General features: G+C 43.8%; 14 protein-coding genes. 3 read left to right on the top strand and 11 right to left on the bottom strand.

Annotation, left to right across the window (positions count from 1 at the left end; translation table 11 throughout):
* Positions 1–5: 5 nt before the first annotated feature.
* From lnt to rsmI, 3 genes are read right to left on the bottom strand one after another with little or no spacing between them, the layout of a single operon-like run.
* Positions 6–1,637, bottom strand: a complete 1,632-nt coding sequence (lnt, locus tag BLW16_RS04595) for an apolipoprotein N-acyltransferase (protein ID WP_090555392.1) — start codon at positions 1,635–1,637, stop codon at positions 6–8.
* Positions 1,638–1,654: 17 nt separating this feature from the next.
* Positions 1,655–2,296 (bottom strand): PH domain-containing protein, encoded by a 642-nt coding sequence (locus BLW16_RS04590; protein WP_090555391.1) that lies wholly within the window; start codon positions 2,294–2,296, stop codon positions 1,655–1,657.
* A gap of 32 nt (positions 2,297–2,328) precedes the next feature.
* Positions 2,329–3,039 carry a 16S rRNA (cytidine(1402)-2'-O)-methyltransferase gene (rsmI, locus tag BLW16_RS04585; RefSeq protein ID WP_090555390.1) on the bottom strand — a complete coding sequence of 237 codons (711 nt, stop codon included), beginning with the start codon at positions 3,037–3,039 and terminating at the stop codon, positions 2,329–2,331.
* A 44-nt stretch (positions 3,040–3,083) separates the two neighbouring features.
* On the opposite strand from rsmI, the gene serS reads away from it, so the two are divergent.
* A complete protein-coding gene (gene serS / locus BLW16_RS04580) occupies positions 3,084–4,355 on the top strand; it encodes a serine--tRNA ligase (protein WP_090555389.1) in 1,272 nt (423 codons plus the stop codon).
* Between the two features lie 77 nt (positions 4,356–4,432).
* On the opposite strand, the gene BLW16_RS04575 is transcribed toward serS, so the two are convergent.
* From BLW16_RS04575 to ileS, 5 genes are all read right to left on the bottom strand, one after another.
* Positions 4,433–4,855, bottom strand: a complete 423-nt coding sequence (locus BLW16_RS04575) for an OmpH/Skp family outer membrane protein (RefSeq protein WP_245735123.1) — start codon at positions 4,853–4,855, stop codon at positions 4,433–4,435.
* Positions 4,856–4,919: 64 nt separating this feature from the next.
* On the bottom strand, positions 4,920–5,624 hold the full coding sequence (locus tag BLW16_RS04570; protein ID WP_090555664.1) for an SIMPL domain-containing protein: 705 nt from the start codon (positions 5,622–5,624) through the stop codon (positions 4,920–4,922).
* Between the two features lie 135 nt (positions 5,625–5,759).
* Complete coding sequence (locus tag BLW16_RS04565) at positions 5,760–6,362, bottom strand: lipoprotein signal peptidase (protein ID WP_090555388.1); 603 nt, start codon at positions 6,360–6,362, stop codon at positions 5,760–5,762.
* Positions 6,362–6,745 (bottom strand): TraR/DksA family transcriptional regulator, encoded by a 384-nt coding sequence (locus BLW16_RS04560; RefSeq protein ID WP_175470477.1) that lies wholly within the window; start codon positions 6,743–6,745, stop codon positions 6,362–6,364. The genes BLW16_RS04565 and BLW16_RS04560 overlap by 1 nt, the downstream gene beginning before the upstream one ends.
* Positions 6,746–6,748: 3 nt before the next feature.
* Positions 6,749–10,147 carry an isoleucine--tRNA ligase gene (gene ileS / locus BLW16_RS04555; protein WP_090555386.1) on the bottom strand — a complete coding sequence of 1,133 codons (3,399 nt, stop codon included), beginning with the start codon at positions 10,145–10,147 and terminating at the stop codon, positions 6,749–6,751.
* Between the two features lie 172 nt (positions 10,148–10,319).
* Between ileS and BLW16_RS04550 the strand changes: the two genes are divergently transcribed.
* Together BLW16_RS04550 and BLW16_RS04545 are read left to right on the top strand one after the other, a co-directional pair.
* Entirely contained in the window at positions 10,320–10,565 is a 246-nt protein-coding gene (locus tag BLW16_RS04550) for an isoleucyl-tRNA synthetase (protein ID WP_245735122.1), read from the top strand.
* A gap of 185 nt (positions 10,566–10,750) precedes the next feature.
* Entirely contained in the window at positions 10,751–11,614 is an 864-nt protein-coding gene (locus tag BLW16_RS04545) for an AraC family transcriptional regulator (protein WP_090555384.1), read from the top strand.
* A gap of 233 nt (positions 11,615–11,847) precedes the next feature.
* Here BLW16_RS04545 and BLW16_RS04540 read toward each other — a convergent pair whose 3' ends face one another.
* The 3 genes from BLW16_RS04540 to BLW16_RS04530 are packed head-to-tail and all read right to left on the bottom strand — an operon-like array spanning position 11,848 to position 15,777.
* Positions 11,848–13,533, bottom strand: a complete 1,686-nt coding sequence (locus BLW16_RS04540; RefSeq protein WP_090555383.1) for a sodium:solute symporter family transporter — start codon at positions 13,531–13,533, stop codon at positions 11,848–11,850.
* Between the two features lie 30 nt (positions 13,534–13,563).
* Positions 13,564–15,069, bottom strand: a complete 1,506-nt coding sequence (gene araA, locus BLW16_RS04535) for an L-arabinose isomerase (protein WP_317039934.1) — start codon at positions 15,067–15,069, stop codon at positions 13,564–13,566.
* Positions 15,070–15,078: 9 nt separating this feature from the next.
* A complete protein-coding gene (locus tag BLW16_RS04530; RefSeq protein ID WP_090555382.1) occupies positions 15,079–15,777 on the bottom strand; it encodes an L-ribulose-5-phosphate 4-epimerase in 699 nt (232 codons plus the stop codon).

Here is a 15,777-nt window from a genome sequence, read left to right as displayed (position 1 = left end):
AACTTTTAAGCCTGCTTCTTCTTTTTAAAGAACGTATGATACGGAATAAACAGCGCTAAGATAATTCCCACTATACTTAAGATCTGTGCGATGATATCTCCGCTCTTCACATAGGGTGTGAGCTGGTCGTTGAGGTTGATATCCATTTTAAGGGCATCACGTGTCCACCATTTGGACTGTTTAACTACATCACCACGCTGGTTGATGAATCCTGAAATCCCCGTATTTGCAGAACGTACTACCCAGCGGCGGGTTTCAATCGCCCGTAATTTGGCATATAGAAAATGCTGGTCTTTGCCATAGGTATCCCCCCACCATCCGTCATTGGTAATGATTGCGATGAACTGTGCTCCGTTTTTAACTGCCCCGCTGATCCAGCCGCCCCAAAGGGATTCATAACAGATCACCGGAGCAACACCTACACCGCTTTGTGAATAAAATACTCCCGGCGTATCCTGCCATCCCCAGCCTGAAACGGTTCCTCCCAGACCTGAAAATACGGGTGCAAGGAAAGATAAGGTCTCCGGAAAAGGCATTTTTTCTACACCGGGCACCAATTTGGATTTATGATAGAATTGTACGTTTGTGGAATTCTCCACCTGCATGGCAGTATTAAAGTTGTCAAAATACTGACGGCTATTGGCGTCATATTTAGCTGACACCGTTTTTTTGTCATTATAGATCTTTATGCTTTCAATACCGGTGAGCAGCGTCCCGTTTTTGTACCTGTTCAAAAAGCGCTGCATATTGATAAAGTCTGTATTACTGCGGATCCTGTCTTCGTCGGCAAAATTTGGAATAGCAGTTTCCGGCCAGATGAAATACTCAGTATTCACCTGTGCAACGGAATCTGACAGCTTACAGAGTGTTTTTAGCTGGTCGGCCGGGGAGATACCCCCTGATTTTTCATAGGGATCGATATTCGGTTGTACAGTTACTACATTGATGGGCAGGGATTTCTCTGTATAGCCATAATACCTGGTTAATGAGATGGCTGCCGGAATGATCATGAAGATCATCCATGCCATCGCAGGCCTCCACCTGAGGTAACCCGTTTGATTGCGGTAACTTTTATATGCTTCAAAAGCAAGGATATTGCTGATGATGATCCATATTGATCCTCCGTATACGCCGGTGGACTCATACCATTGTGCCAGCTGATGCATTCCCGCCAGCCCATTTCCCAGAGTCATCCATGGAAAGGCGAGGTCCCAGGTGGCATGCAGATACTCCATGCCAATCCAGAAACACAGTAAGGCCAGATAGGCAATGCTTTTTTTGCTGACCGTTTTCCTGAACCTGTACCAGAGCCAGAAGGCAAAGGTCATCAGCAAAGCCCCAAGTCCGTAGGGGATCAGGGAGATCAGTAAAGCCACTACAGGGCTATTGTAGGCGCTGATGGCGTTATACACCCAGTAGATACAGGCCGTATTCCATAGGAGGAAAGTCAGCCCCGCAGTAAGAAACACCTTTTTTCCTGTTTTCTTTTCATTTTTTGAAATGATCTGATCCAAAGCGATCAGCAGGGGAACCAGGCCAATGAACAGCAGGGGGGCGGCAAAGGTATGCGGCGGCCAGGCCAGCCATAATAAAAATGCACTTAATAAGGCAAGCAGCAGTGGATGTTTTGGTTTCATTTATTAGGTTCTGGGAACTAAAAGCTATCTAAAATATCGGCTTTTTTTGCCTCATATTCTTCCTGCGTGATGAGTTGTTTATCGTATAAGGTTTTCAGTTTCCTCAGCTTCAGCGTAGTTTCGTCCTCCTGTTCTTCAACAACAGCTGCAGGTGGAACAAATGCTGCTGCAGGTAACTCCTCAGGGATGATTTCCTGAACCGGAATTTCTATGGCAGCAACAGGCTGCTGTGCCCTTCGTTCTTCCTGCTCTGCCAACAGCTGCTGCTCTTTATATCCTTCAAGCTGTTCATAGGCCGCCTGGTACAATTTGCGGGCCTGCACCTTGGGGATATATTCTGTAATGATATTCTCTCCATGCTGCGGCACACAGATAAATTTGGAGCCAAACAGTTCTTCTTTAAAAGAGACCTCTTTAATGCTTTTCCAGGATATATCCTTAAAATTCATGGTGATACCGAAATTTGCCGGTTCGCAGTAAAAGATGCGTTTGTTACTCAGGGCAATGCAATCCGGAAGAAGGTTCACCGCCGGTTTTTTCTGAACGGCCAGGTAGATCAGCTCCTCATTGGTGGTCAGCATATCATTTAGCTTTCCTAAAACTTTTTCTACTGCTTTAGGGTCTTGTTCATCGCTTAAAAATCTGTCTATTAAAATCATGTTCTTTTATTTAAGGTTCCCCCGACGGGTGTTTAATCTTTTTCGTAGGAGCGTTTCTCCTTTTTTGTTTCCTCTTTACCGGCAACACAAATTACGAATTCACCTTTTAATATATTGTTTTCAAAATGTGATTTTATCGATGTCAGGGTGCCTCTCACCGTTTCCTCATAGAGTTTGGTCAGTTCCCTGCTTACTGAGGCTTGTCTTTCTTCGCCAAAGAACTGTGCGAATTCTTCCAGGGTCTTCAGCAGGCGGTGCGGACTTTCATAAAGGATGATTGTCCTTTCTTCGTCGGCCAGTTTTTTCAGACGGGTTTGCCTTCCTTTTTTTACCGGCAGAAAACCTTCGAACACAAACGCATCTGTGGGCAGGCCCGAATTGACCAGGGCAGGAACAAAAGCCGTGGCACCCGGCAAACATTCCACAGGTAAATCATTCTTTAACACTTCCCTTACCAGGAAGAAACCCGGGTCAGAGATCGCAGGTGTTCCTGCATCTGATATCAGTGCTACGTTTTTTCCTTCCTTTAAAAACCGGATGATCTCTGAGGTGGCTTTGTGTTCATTGTGCTGATGGTGTGAATATGCCTTTTTGTCAATGCCGAAATGCTTTAATAAAGGCGCACTTGTACGGGTATCTTCTGCCAGGATGATATCTGCTTCCTTCAATATCCGGACAGCCCTGAAGGTCATATCTTCCAGGTTTCCGATAGGTGTAGGCACCAGAAATAGTTTACCGCCCATATTATTCTCCAAACTCTTGTTATATTTGTTAAAAAAAATTAATAATGCTGCAAGTTAACTATATCCGTGAAAATAGAGAGAAAGTTTTAGAACGCTTAAGTATCCGTAATTTCAAACAGCCAGAACTGGTAGACGAAGTTATCAAATTTGATGAAGAACGCAGACAGACTCAAACTTCGCTGGATAATTTATCTGCTATCGCCAATGCCAGTGCTAAACAGGTTGGTGAACTGATGCGGAATGGAAAGAAAGAAGAAGCGGAGGTGATTAAAGCCCAGACTACATCAAACAAAGAGCAGATGAAGCAACTGGCAGACCAGTTGGCTGTGGCAGAACTGCATTTGTACAATGCTTTGGTACAGCTGCCCAATTTACCGGGAGAACTGGTACCTGTGGGCGCTACACCTGAGGAAAATGAAGTTACTTATTTATATGGTGAACCTGTGCAGCTACATGCAAAGGCGTTGCCTCACTGGGAGCTGACGGCTAAATACGATATTATAGATTTTGAGCTTGGGACTAAAATTACAGGTGCGGGATTTCCTGTCTATAAAGGAAAGGGAGCCCGTTTACAGCGTGCACTGATTAACTTCTTCCTGGACCGTGCTACAGCAGCCGGATACAGGGAAATGCAGGTGCCGCTGATGGTCAATGAAGCTTCGGGCTTCGGAACCGGGCAACTGCCGGATAAAGAAGGACAGATGTACCATTCTACCGTTGATAACCTGTACCTGATTCCTACAGCTGAAGTGCCGGTAACTAATCTTTACCGTGATGTTATCCTGAAGGAAGAAGAGCTACCTATTAAAAATACTGCTTATACACCTTGTTTTCGCCGCGAGGCCGGTTCATATGGTGCACACGTACGCGGACTGAACAGGCTGCACCAGTTTGACAAGGTGGAACTGGTACAGGTGGTACATCCGGATACCTCATATGCTGTACTGGAAGAAATGAGTACCTATGTTCAGTCGCTGTTACAGGATTTGGGTTTACATTACCGCGTGCTTCGTCTTTGTGGCGGAGATATGGGTTTTGTTTCTGCAATGACATACGACATGGAAGTATGGAGTGCAGCACAGCAGCGCTGGCTGGAAGTTTCATCTGTATCTAATTTTGAAGCTTATCAGACCAACCGTTTGAAATTGAGATATAAAGGTGCAACGGGCAAAACACAACTGGCACACACCCTGAACGGAAGTGCGCTGGCACTGCCGCGTATCGTGGCAGCTATCCTGGAAAACTACCAGACAGAGGACGGGGTGATGATCCCTGAAGTGCTGATCCCTTATACCGGTTTCGACCGGATAGATTAGAGTTTGTTTTCAGGCCTGAAATAAAAAAAGCTTCCTCTGCATAAGAGGAAGCTTTTTTTATTTAGATGATCTTTAAATTACAAGATCAGGATTAGTAATAAGATGATGATAATGATAGCACCAACAGAAAGATAGATACCTCCACCCATTGCGCGGGCTTCTTTTTTCATTTCTTTCAATTCTTTGCGCAATTCTTTTCTCTCAGCTCTTGACAAATTAGATTTGTCCATTGCTTTAATTTCTTCAACACGGTTAGTAATTTTTTCTAACTGAGCTTTTTGCTCAACAGTCATTTCAACTTTGTCTTTAGTTGTTGCCGCAGATACAGTGTTCATGCTGATACCCAACATGAAGATTAAGGCGAAAGAGTAAATTAGTTTTTTCATAACTTTTTGATTTTGATTTTTAAAAGGTCTTGTGATACTTATCCAAATAACAAAAAACCTACCAAAAGGATTGGCAGGCTTTTTTTGACCGATTAATGTACCGTTTGGAGACAAAAACGGGCTATATTATCTTTTTGTAATAATAAATGTCTCCTGAAGATGTCTACTCTAGTGGTCGCTATTTGATTTCAAACACTGTATTCATGACGTAACTCAGTTTTATTTGTTTGAAATCAATCTCCGCTGAAGGCGCAGCTGTATCAGCAGCGGCACTTCTTACCATCATCATGTTGGTACGGTAAACAGGCTGCGGGAAAGTCTCATTATTGATTTCCTGGATGTCTATTACACTGCCCAGCTGGTTACCGAGTGCTTCAACCAGGTAAGTTGCCTTTGCTTTGGCAGCCTGCAGGGCTTTGATCTTGAGTTCCTTTTTTAAGGTCTCGATCTTTGAATAGTCATAACTGTCGATATTGGTATAGGCTACACCTTTAGCATCAACGGCACCTATGATAGCGTTCCATTTATTCAGGTCAGTAACTTTCAGGCGGTACTGTTTACTCACCAGGAAATCCGGGTTCTTCTTTTTTTCAGTTGCGGTGTTATAGCCTGACAGGTTGCTGATCGTTAAGTTTTCCTTAGAAATTCCTGCGCTTTGTATAGCATTGTACAATTGTGTTTCCAGTTCATTGATCTCAACTTTCTTCTTACTGTTGCCATCTTTCAGGTATTCCTTTAATGAAATGCTGATATAGATAATATCAGGTGTCACTTCTGTTTCTGCGGTTCCGCTAACGCTGATCTTTTTACGCAGGTCTGCTTGTTGGGCCATGGCACTTATACTAAATAAGGCAACGAAGGCGAGGGCTAATAAATTTTTCATAAATAAATTTTTATTTGTGTGTATTACAGAATAGATGTAAAAACCATACCGTTTCCATATTAAGGCGAAAATAAATACATAAATAAAAAAAAACGCCTGCAAAAAATGCAGGCGCTTAATTTCTTTGGAGTGCTGTTAATCTTCTACCATTTCATTATTTGGGCCAATCTCCTCTTTAACGTCTTCTTTAAAGTAGCTTTTCTGGAAGATCAGGATGGCGATCACGCCTACAGATATGGCAGCATCTGCAACATTAAACACAGGCCTGAAGAAGACGTAATCCTCTCCGCCCCATATCGGCACCCAGTTTGGGAAAATACCTTCTAACAGCGGGAAATAAAACATATCCACCACTCTTCCATGAAACAGGGGAGCATAGTCATATATTTTTCCATAGATCACTGAATCGATGATATTACCTAAGGCACCTGAAAAGATCAGTGCCACATTAAGTATGAGCCCCCGGTGGTATTTGTGCCTGATCAGGTAATACAGGCCGTAACCGATCCCGGCTACTGCTCCGATCCTGAATAGTGACAGGGCAAGTTTTCCAAACTCCCCTCCAAACTCCATCCCGAAAGCCATTCCATTATTTTCAGTGAAATGTATAATGAACCAGTTGCCAATGATCTTAAATTCCTGGCCAACGTACATGTTGGTTTTGATCCATGTTTTCAGCGCCTGATCTGCAAGCAGTACAAGGAATATCACCAGCAATGGTTTAGTATAACCTTTCATTATGCCTGCTTCAGTTTTGCTTCCATACTTAAAGTAGCGTGGGGAACTGCACGAAGACGTTCTTTCTGGATCAGTTTACCTGTTTCACGGCAAATACCATAAGTTTTATTTTCGATGCGTACCAATGCAGCTTCTAAGTTGTCAATAAATTTCTTCTGGCGGGCAGCAAGTTGATTCAATTGCTCCTTTTCCATTGTCGCAGAACCGTCTTCCAGTGTTTTATATGTTCCTGAAGTATCTTCGGTTCCATTTGAATTTGGACTGCTTAATGAATTTGTTAAATCAAGAAATTCCTCTCTGGCCATACGAAGCTTGTCCTGGATCAGCACTTTAAATTCTTGAAGCTCGTTATCTGAATAACGTGTTTTTGTGGGGTTTTCCATAATTTATTGTTGTTTTGCAATCAAAATTTGTAGTTCAACATCATCAATCACTATTTTGTTTCCTAATTCCAAACCGTCTACAAGGGTAAGATCATCAGCCAAAATTTCTGCGCAAATGTAGGCTTTATTATTTTCTACTGCAGCCCTGATCAGGTTATCGTTTTGTAAATTAACCGCTATACGGTCAGTTACCTCAAAGTTTAATTCCTTCCTCAGGTTCTGGATCCTGTTGATCAGTTCCCTTGAGAGGCCTTCCTCTTTCAGTTCGGCGGTGATAGTGACGTCAAGGGCAACGGTGAGGTTGCCGAGGCTTGTTACCTGCCATCCGGGAATATCTTCAGCCATGATGTCAACATCTTCGAGCAGGATCGTGTATGCAGTACCGGGTACCGGGTAATTGCCCTCGGTTTCGAATCTGCTCAGGTCTTCCTGGCTCATTCCACTGATCAGTTCTGCAACGGCCTTCATGTCTTTACCAACCTTTGGCCCGAGTGCTTTAAAGTTAGGTTTTATCTTTTTTGTGATAAACCCTGCAGTGTCTGTAATATACTCAATATTCCTGATGTTGGTTTCAGAGAGAATAATTTCTTTAACTAATTCCACTCTTCCTTTAAAAGATTTATCCAGTACCGGGATCAGTATCTTCGCCAGCGGCTGGCGGACATTAATGCCCGATTTTTTTCTCAGTGACAGCACCATGGAGGAGATATCCTGGGCAAGGTGCATACGTTCATTCAGCTCAGTATCTATCAGCGAGGTATCGCCCTCGTTCCATAGCGTTAAATGTATCGATTGTTCAGCCTTTGCGGGTTTGTTTACCGTCAGGTTCTGGTACAGCCAGTCTGCAAAAAATGGTGCTATCGGAGACATCAGCTGTGATACGCTGATCAGACAGGTATACAAAGTTTCATAGGCTGATCTTTTATCAGCTGTCATTTCACCTTTCCAGAAACGACGGCGGGATAAGCGGATATACCAGTTGCTTAGATGCTCGTCTACAAAAGACTGAATCGCTCTCGCCGCTTTGGTCGGTTCATAGGTATTGTAACTTTCATCCACCTCATTGATCAGGGTTTGCAGCAGGGACAGTATCCATCGGTCAAGCTCGGTACGCTCAGTAACCGGCGTTTCGTTATTCTCGTCGATCTCAAACTTATCGATATTTGCATACAGGGCAAAAAAAGCATACGTATTGTACAGCGTCCCAAAAAACTTTCGTCTTACCTCGTCCAGGCCGTCCATGTTAAATTTAAGGTTATCCCATGGTGAAGCATTGCTGATCATATACCATCTTGTGGCATCAGCACTGTAAGTATCTATGGTATGGAAAGGGTCAACACCATTGCCTAAACGCTTAGACATCTTGTTGCCGTTTTTGTCCAGCACCAGTCCGTTGGACACCACATTTTTATAAGCGATTCCTTTATTGCCTACGCGTTCATTGATAGCTTTGATCTCGTCGCTGGTTTCGCTCAGCATTACAGCTATTGCGTGTAAAGTGAAGAACCATCCGCGGGTCTGATCCACACCTTCTGCAATAAAATCTGCGGGATACGCATTTTCAAATTCTTCTTTATTTTCAAAAGGGAAGTGCCATTGTGCATAAGGCATCGCGCCGCTGTCAAACCAAACGTCAATCATATCTGCCTCACGGATCATTCTTTCCCCGTTTGAAGAAGTTAAGATCACATCATCCACATAGGGGCGGTGCATATCTTTCAGTTCAAAAGAAGCTTCCATAAAACCGGCCTCAACAGATTTTTTGATCTCTGCATTCAGTTCAGCGATGGAGCCGATACATTTTTCTTCAGTACCATCTGCGGTTCTCCAGATCGGTAATGGTGTGCCCCAGTAGCGGGAACGGGATAAGTTCCAGTCCACCAGGTTTTCCAGCCAGTTTCCAAAACGGCCGGTTCCTGTAGCTTCAGGTTTCCAGTTGATGGTCTTGTTCAGCTCCACCATTTTTTCTTTAACGGCTGTTGTTTTGATGAACCAGCTGTCCAGAGGGTAGTACAATACGGGTTTGTCAGTTCTCCAGCAGTGCGGATAACTGTGTTCATATTTCTTTACATCGAATGCCTTGTTGTCTTCTTTCAGCTTTATGGCTATCAGTACGTCAGTAGGTCTGAAGTCGGCAGCTTTGCGTTCCTCATCACTGTAATATTCTTCTTTCACGTAGCGGCCGGCGAAATCTGTCACTTCATCCACAAATTTCCCCTGTTTATTGACAAGAGGAAGATCGTTGCCCTGGTCATCTTTCACCATTACGGCCGGTACCCCGCTTTCTTTTGATACCCGGAAATCGTCTGCTCCGAAAACTGCAGCGATGTGTACGATTCCTGTTCCGTCTTCAGTGGTGACATAGTCGGCCGGAATTACACGAAAAGCCTTTTCTGCCAGTTCTTCATTCGTTACGTATGGCATTAACTGCTGGTAACGCAGGCCTACCAGGTCTTTACCTGTAAACTCAGCGGCAACGGCCCATGGAATCAGTTTGTCGGTATCTTTAAAATCTTCAAAAGAAAGGTTTTCAGCTTCCTTTTTAAAATGTTTAGCGATCAGGTCCTTTGCCAGTACCACACTTACGGGTAAAAAGGTGTAAGGGTTAAAGGTCTTCACCTTTACATAACTAATTTTTTCGCCTACTGCCAGTGCACCGTTTGAAGGCAAAGTCCATGGAGTGGTAGTCCAGGCAATGATCGCTGTTTCTTCCGTGTCATTTTCAAAAAGCACTGGCATCAGGGGGTGCTGCTGATCTTTTTTCAGGAAGAACTGTGCAGTAATAGAGGTATCCTTCAGCATCTTATAAGTACCGGGCTGGTTCAGCTCATGGGAGCTCAGACCGGTTCCTGCGGCAGGAGAGTAGGGCTGTACGGTATATCCTTTGTATAAAAGGCCCTTATCGTAGAAAGTTTTTAAGATCCACCAAAGAGATTCAATATATTCGTTTTCGTAAGTAATGTAGGGTTTTTCAAGGTCAACCCAATAGCCCATTTTTTCTGTAAGGTCATTCCAGATATCGGTATAACGCATCACTTCCTCGCGGCATGCGGCATTATAGTCTTCCACAGAGATCTTAACCCCGATGTCTATTTTAGTGATACCCAGTTTTTTTTCAACAGCGAGCTCAATAGGCAGGCCGTGTGTATCCCATCCTCCCTTGCGTTTTACCTGAAAACCTTTAAGCGTTTTGTACCTGCAAAAAATATCTTTTATTGCCCGGGCCATTACGTGGTGAATACCAGGCATTCCATTAGCAGAAGGCGGGCCTTCGTAAAAAGTAAATGGGTTAGATTTTGGCCTGGTAGAAATACTTTTTTCAAATATATTCTCTGCCTTCCAAAACTCCAGTATCTCTTTACCTATTTTAGGTAGCTCTAATTGTTTAAATTCCCTATACATCAATCCAGTATCTTAAAAAAATAAGGACGCAAAGTTACGGAATTAGAATGAAAAATAGTAGAAGTGTAAGGAAATACATTGATCTTCAAAAACTTAAATTGGTTTGGTTTTTGTTGATTATATTTACAGAAGAAAAAATAACTGTTGTAATCTTAAGATCATGATAAAAGCAATGAAACTCCAAAAAGCAGTGATCGCCATAATTCTTGGTATTCTTGCCCTGATTGCCTATTTGATCATGGATGCAAATGATATTAGCTGGAGTAAGTACATTCTTGAAGCATCCGGATTATTCCTGATGCTGGGTGCGTTCTTATTTCTATACCCGATTTTATTTGCAAGAAAGGACAAAGAAGGCTGTGTAGAGCTGGATCCCGAGGCTCCCCTTGCCAAGGCTCCGGAAACTGCTGAAGAATAAAAAATATATGATTTGAGCGGGGGATGTACTGAACAGTGCATCCCCCTTTTTTTTGTCTGCAAATCTGATCAGTGTACAGGCTATCTGTTGTGAATGTATCTTTCGGGATATTTATACATCAGGATAATAAACGTCATATTGATAATTAACTTGATCTTTGTTATACTTTTTTGTATGTTTAGTAGATGAAGGTATTGCCGTTTACCATACCAGTCTCTCATGACAGAACGATCATCGTTCAAACTGAGGAGATGCCATATTTCTATACCTACCTGCACCGCCATAAGGAAATACAGCTGACCTGGATTCAGGAAGGTGAAGGCACATTGGTTGCCGGAATGAATATGCATCTTTTCCGTGCCGGTGACATCTACCTTTTTGGTGCCAACATGCCTCATGTTTTTAAAAGCGATGCCGACTATTTCAATGCTGACAGTCAAAAGAGGATCCGTACGATTACGGTATTTTTTAATCCCTACGACAAACTATCGGCATTATTCGATCTGCCTGAAATGAAAATTATCCGGGCTTTCCTGCAGGATTATGAGGGTGGCTTTAAAGTTCCGAAGCAGCTTATCCCCGACATTTCGGACAGGCTGCAGGGTTTGCTGAATGCAGAGGGCATAGACCAGCTGATGCAGTTCCTTCACCTGCTCAAAACACTAAGCAGTGTTAAAGATCTGGAATCGTTAACACTCAATTCCTTTCCCCGCGCCATCAATGATAATGAAGGGATGCGTGTGGCGTCGATCTACAATTATATTATCCAGAACTACAATAAGCCCATTACGCTTGAAGAAGTGGCAGGGCAGGCCTATATGACCCCGCATGCCTTCTGCAGGTATTTCAAAAAACATACCCGTTATACGCTGGTTAGCTTTTTAAACAAAGTACGGATCAATGAAGCCTGTAAATTACTGATGAGCGGATCTCACAATGGTATTGCTGCAGTGGCCTATAGTTGTGGTTTTAACAGTATCACGAACTTTAACAGGGTTTTTAAGTCTATCACCGGCAAATGCCCAAGAAGTTACAAAGAGCAATATTGATCCGTTTTAAAATAATTATTATCTTATTGATAATATTTTCGCGATGTGTTTTCTTTCGAAAGAAATTATATTAACTTGTGCCTGTGTCAATTATTTAACATTACCTTTTCTAACCAAATTAAAAAGTTCATAAGCCTGTAGGCAAAGGCCGCCTTTTATCGACTGGCCTTTGCCTCTCTGTTGCAGGTTATGTTGGTTAAAAATTTAAAAATTTATTATCTGCTGACTATTAACTACCAGAACTTCACATACAGCGCAGTGATGATCAGCAGTGTTAGAATGATCAGTGCCATTGTTGAAGGCTTCACATTAAACATGCTTTTATCCAGTTCAAAAGCTTTAGGGTTGACTTTAGGACCAGCTAAACTCATCGCAATCATAATGACCATGGTAAAGCCAAACGAAAGGCCCATACAGATGTGGAACGGAATTTCATAACCTCCGCTGCCATTTGGAAAGGCGGTATAAAGAAGGGTATCATGTCCCATGACAGCAGGGGCAAATTCATTAAAGAAAACAGAGAACAGGAATCCGGCCAGTACGCCTGCAATAGCGGCTGCGCCGGTAGTCCTTTTCCAGAACATCCCTAAGAAAAACATAGCGAATACGCCCGGGCTGATAAAACCGGTATATTTCTGGATGTAGGTGAAACCTCCCACTCCGCCGATGCCCAGCAGGTCATTCCAGGTAAACAGCACGGCAAGGATCAATCCGATCACCACCGTTACCCTGCCTACAAACACAAGGCTTTGCTGATCTGAATCTTTTTTGAAGTATTTGGAATATACATCCAGCGTGAAGATTGTGGAGATACTGTTTACCTTACCCGCCAGTGAGGCTACGATTGCAGCGGTAAGCGCCGCCACAGATAAACCTTTTAACCCGGTTGGGAGGAAGGTAAGTACGGCAGAATATGCCCCGTCTTTTCCTCCGATCAGCTGCGGCAGGTATCCTCCGGTGTATAGCACATATGCAGCGATACCCGGCAGCATCACAATCAGTGGCATCATTAATTTTAACAGTCCGGCAAACAGGATACCTGTTCTTGCTGTATGCAGATCGGCACCCAAAGCCCTTTGTGTGATATACTGGTTACAGCCCCAGTAATTGAGGTTGATGATCCAGATCCCGGCAACATACGATGCCAGACCGGGAAAGGTGAGGTATTTGCTGATCTCATTCTGTGTAGAGGCAGCCGTAGGTTTAGGGATGATCATCTTGAAATGTTCGGGAGCCTGGTCCATCAGCACTTTAAAACCAGCAATTGCATTGCTGCCCACACCAAACTTCTCGCCCACAACGGTCAGTGCGATATAAGTGGTTACCAGTCCTCCAAAGATCAGTACCGCCACCTGTATCACGTCGGTATAAGCCACTACCTTCATCCCGCCCAGGGAAATGAAGAGGGCGAAAACAGCAAGGCCGATCATGATCGCATGCAGGTATTCTCCGCCTGTCAAACCGTTAATTGCCACCGCACCCAGATAAAGGATGGAAGTAAGGTTCACAAAAACATAGAGAAATAACCAGAAGATTGCCATAATCAGGGCTACCGACTCATTGTACCTGGTTTTCAGGAACTGGGGCATGGTGTAGATCTTATTCTTCAGGTATACCGGAATAAACCACACGGCCACAATGATCAGTGCGATGGCTGCGATCCATTCATATGCAGCTACGGCAACTCCGAGAAAGAAGCCTTCCCCGCTCATACCGATAAACTGTTCTGCAGAGATATTGGATGCAATGAGGGATGCGCCGATGGCCCACCATGTTAAGGTGCCTTCCGCAAGGAAGAATGCTTTTGCATCGTGTTCATTTCTCTGTCGCTTATGGTATATGGAGTATCCATACAGGGAAACAACCAGAAAGTAAATGATGAATACTACATAATCGATAGTCGATAAGCTATTGGTCATAATTTTATTTGGTTAGAAATTTTTATGAGGTTAATGTTTATTTAACTGATAATATACCTCATTCCACTTTAGCTCATTACGCAATTGGTTTAGTGTAGTATTATTATCGATGCCAACATACTCAATCCCCGCGATATCTGCAAAATCTATCAGATGTTCTGCTGTTAAATTTTGGCTATAGCAGGTATGATGGGCTCCGCCTGCATAAATCCATGCTGCACAACCTGTTTTCATATCCGGCTGTGGTTTCCACAATATGCGTGCAACAGGTAGTTTAGGCAGTTCATGCTTTTCTTCAACACCATCCACCAAATTCACCAGCATACGGAACCTGTTGCCCATATCTATGATCGAAGCGTTTAAGGCCGGTCCGTTCGCTGCATCAAAGATCAGCCTGACAGGATCTGCTTTACCGCCGATTCCAAGAGGGTGTATTTCGCATTTGACAGGCCCTTTAGCCAGTGCTGCATCAACTTCCAGCATATGTGAACCCAGAACAAATGAGTTTTTAGGTTCAAAATGGTAGGTATAATCTTCCATAAAGGCATTGGCACCTTCAAGGCCGCTGCCCATCACTTTCATTGTCCTCACCAGGACAGCCGTTTTCCAGTCGCCCTCACCTGCAAAACCATAACCATCACTCATTAACCGCTGTATTGCAATACCAGGAAGCTGGCTTATGCCATGCAGGTCTTCAAAAGTATCTGAAAAACCTTTGAAATTACCGTCTTCCAGGAAGTTGCGAAGACCAATCTCAATCCTGGCTGCTTCTCTTAACGAGGCGTGCTGCGTGCCGCCTTTAAGTAAAGTTTCTGCCATCACATAACTGTCTGCATATTCTTTTACCAGCTGATCGATATCGGCATCTGCCGTTTGGTTGATCACCGCTACGAGGTCTCCCACACCGTAGGTGTTTACAGAAAAGCCGAATTTTATTTCTGCTTCAACCTTATCTCCCTCAGTTACGGCAACGTAGCGCATATTGTCTCCAAAACGGGCATATTTGGCGCCCTGCATGTCGAACCAGCCGGCTGCGGCCCTCAGCCATGTGTTGACGCTTTCACGTACTTCTGGATCTTCCCAGTGCCCGGCAACAACTTTACGGTTGATGCGCATTCTTGAAACGATGAAGCCAAACTCACGGTCGCCATGTGCACTTTGGTTCAGGTTCATGAAATCCATATCCATGGTAGTCCATGGAATATCACGGTTGAATTGCGTATGTAAATGGAGTAATGGTTTTTGCAGGATCTTTAATCCGCCGATCCACATTTTTGCCGGAGAAAAAGTGTGCATCCAGGCAATAATACCTATGCAGTTTTCCGCATTGTTTGCTTCCTGGCAGACCGCGTAGATCTCTTCGGGTGTTTTCACCGTAGGTTTAAAAACGATTTTTACGGGAATCTGAGGGGAGTCATTCAGTGATCTTGCAATCTGCTGCGAATGTTCTGCTACCTGTCTTAATGTTTCCTCGCCGTATAAATGCTGGCTTCCGGTAATGAACCAGGTTTCTAATTGTTTTAGGTTGGTTATCATAGTTCTTATTTATTGACCGTAATAGGAATCCACACCGTGTTTCCTCTCGTAATGTTTCTGAATTAAGGCATCTTTCATCGGGCGTACGTCAGCCCTGATCTGTTCTGTCAGGAATGCCATTTTTGCCAGCTCTTCTACCACAGCACTATTGTAAACGGCTTTTTCCGCAGTTTTACCCCAGGTAAAGGGGGCATGGTTACCTACAAGGATCATCTCTACATCGGTATAACTTAATCCCTGTTCTTTCAGGTGGTCAATGATCTGAAATCCGGTTTCATACTCATAGTTACCTTTGATCTTGTCGTCGCTCATGGGAGGGGCGCAGGGGATGGCTGCCGTGGTGTGATCTGCGTGTGTGGTTCCGTAAACAGGAACCGGCCGGAGTGATTGTGCCCATGCTGTTCCGTAGGTTGAATGTGTATGTACTATACCGCCTATGTTTTCCCAGTGTTTGTAAAGCACGGCATGTGTTTTAGTGTCTGATGAAGGCCTGAGGTCACCTTCCACAGTATTGCCATCGAAATCTACGATGACCATGTTTTCGGCTGAGAGGGCTTCATAAGGGACCCCGCTTGGTTTAATCGCAAAAACCTTCTTTTCCCGGTCGGCCGCACTTGCATTTCCAAATGTAAAAAGCACAAGGCCCAGTTTAGGGAGCTGCATGTTTGCGGCGTATGCTTTTTCCCGGATCTCCTGATAGTTTGTCAT

This window comes from Pedobacter hartonius, assembly GCF_900107535.1.
Taxonomy (GTDB): domain Bacteria; phylum Bacteroidota; class Bacteroidia; order Sphingobacteriales; family Sphingobacteriaceae; genus Pedobacter; species Pedobacter hartonius.
Note: the sequence above shows the minus strand (reverse complement) of the source record. Positions and strands in the feature narration are given on the sequence as shown.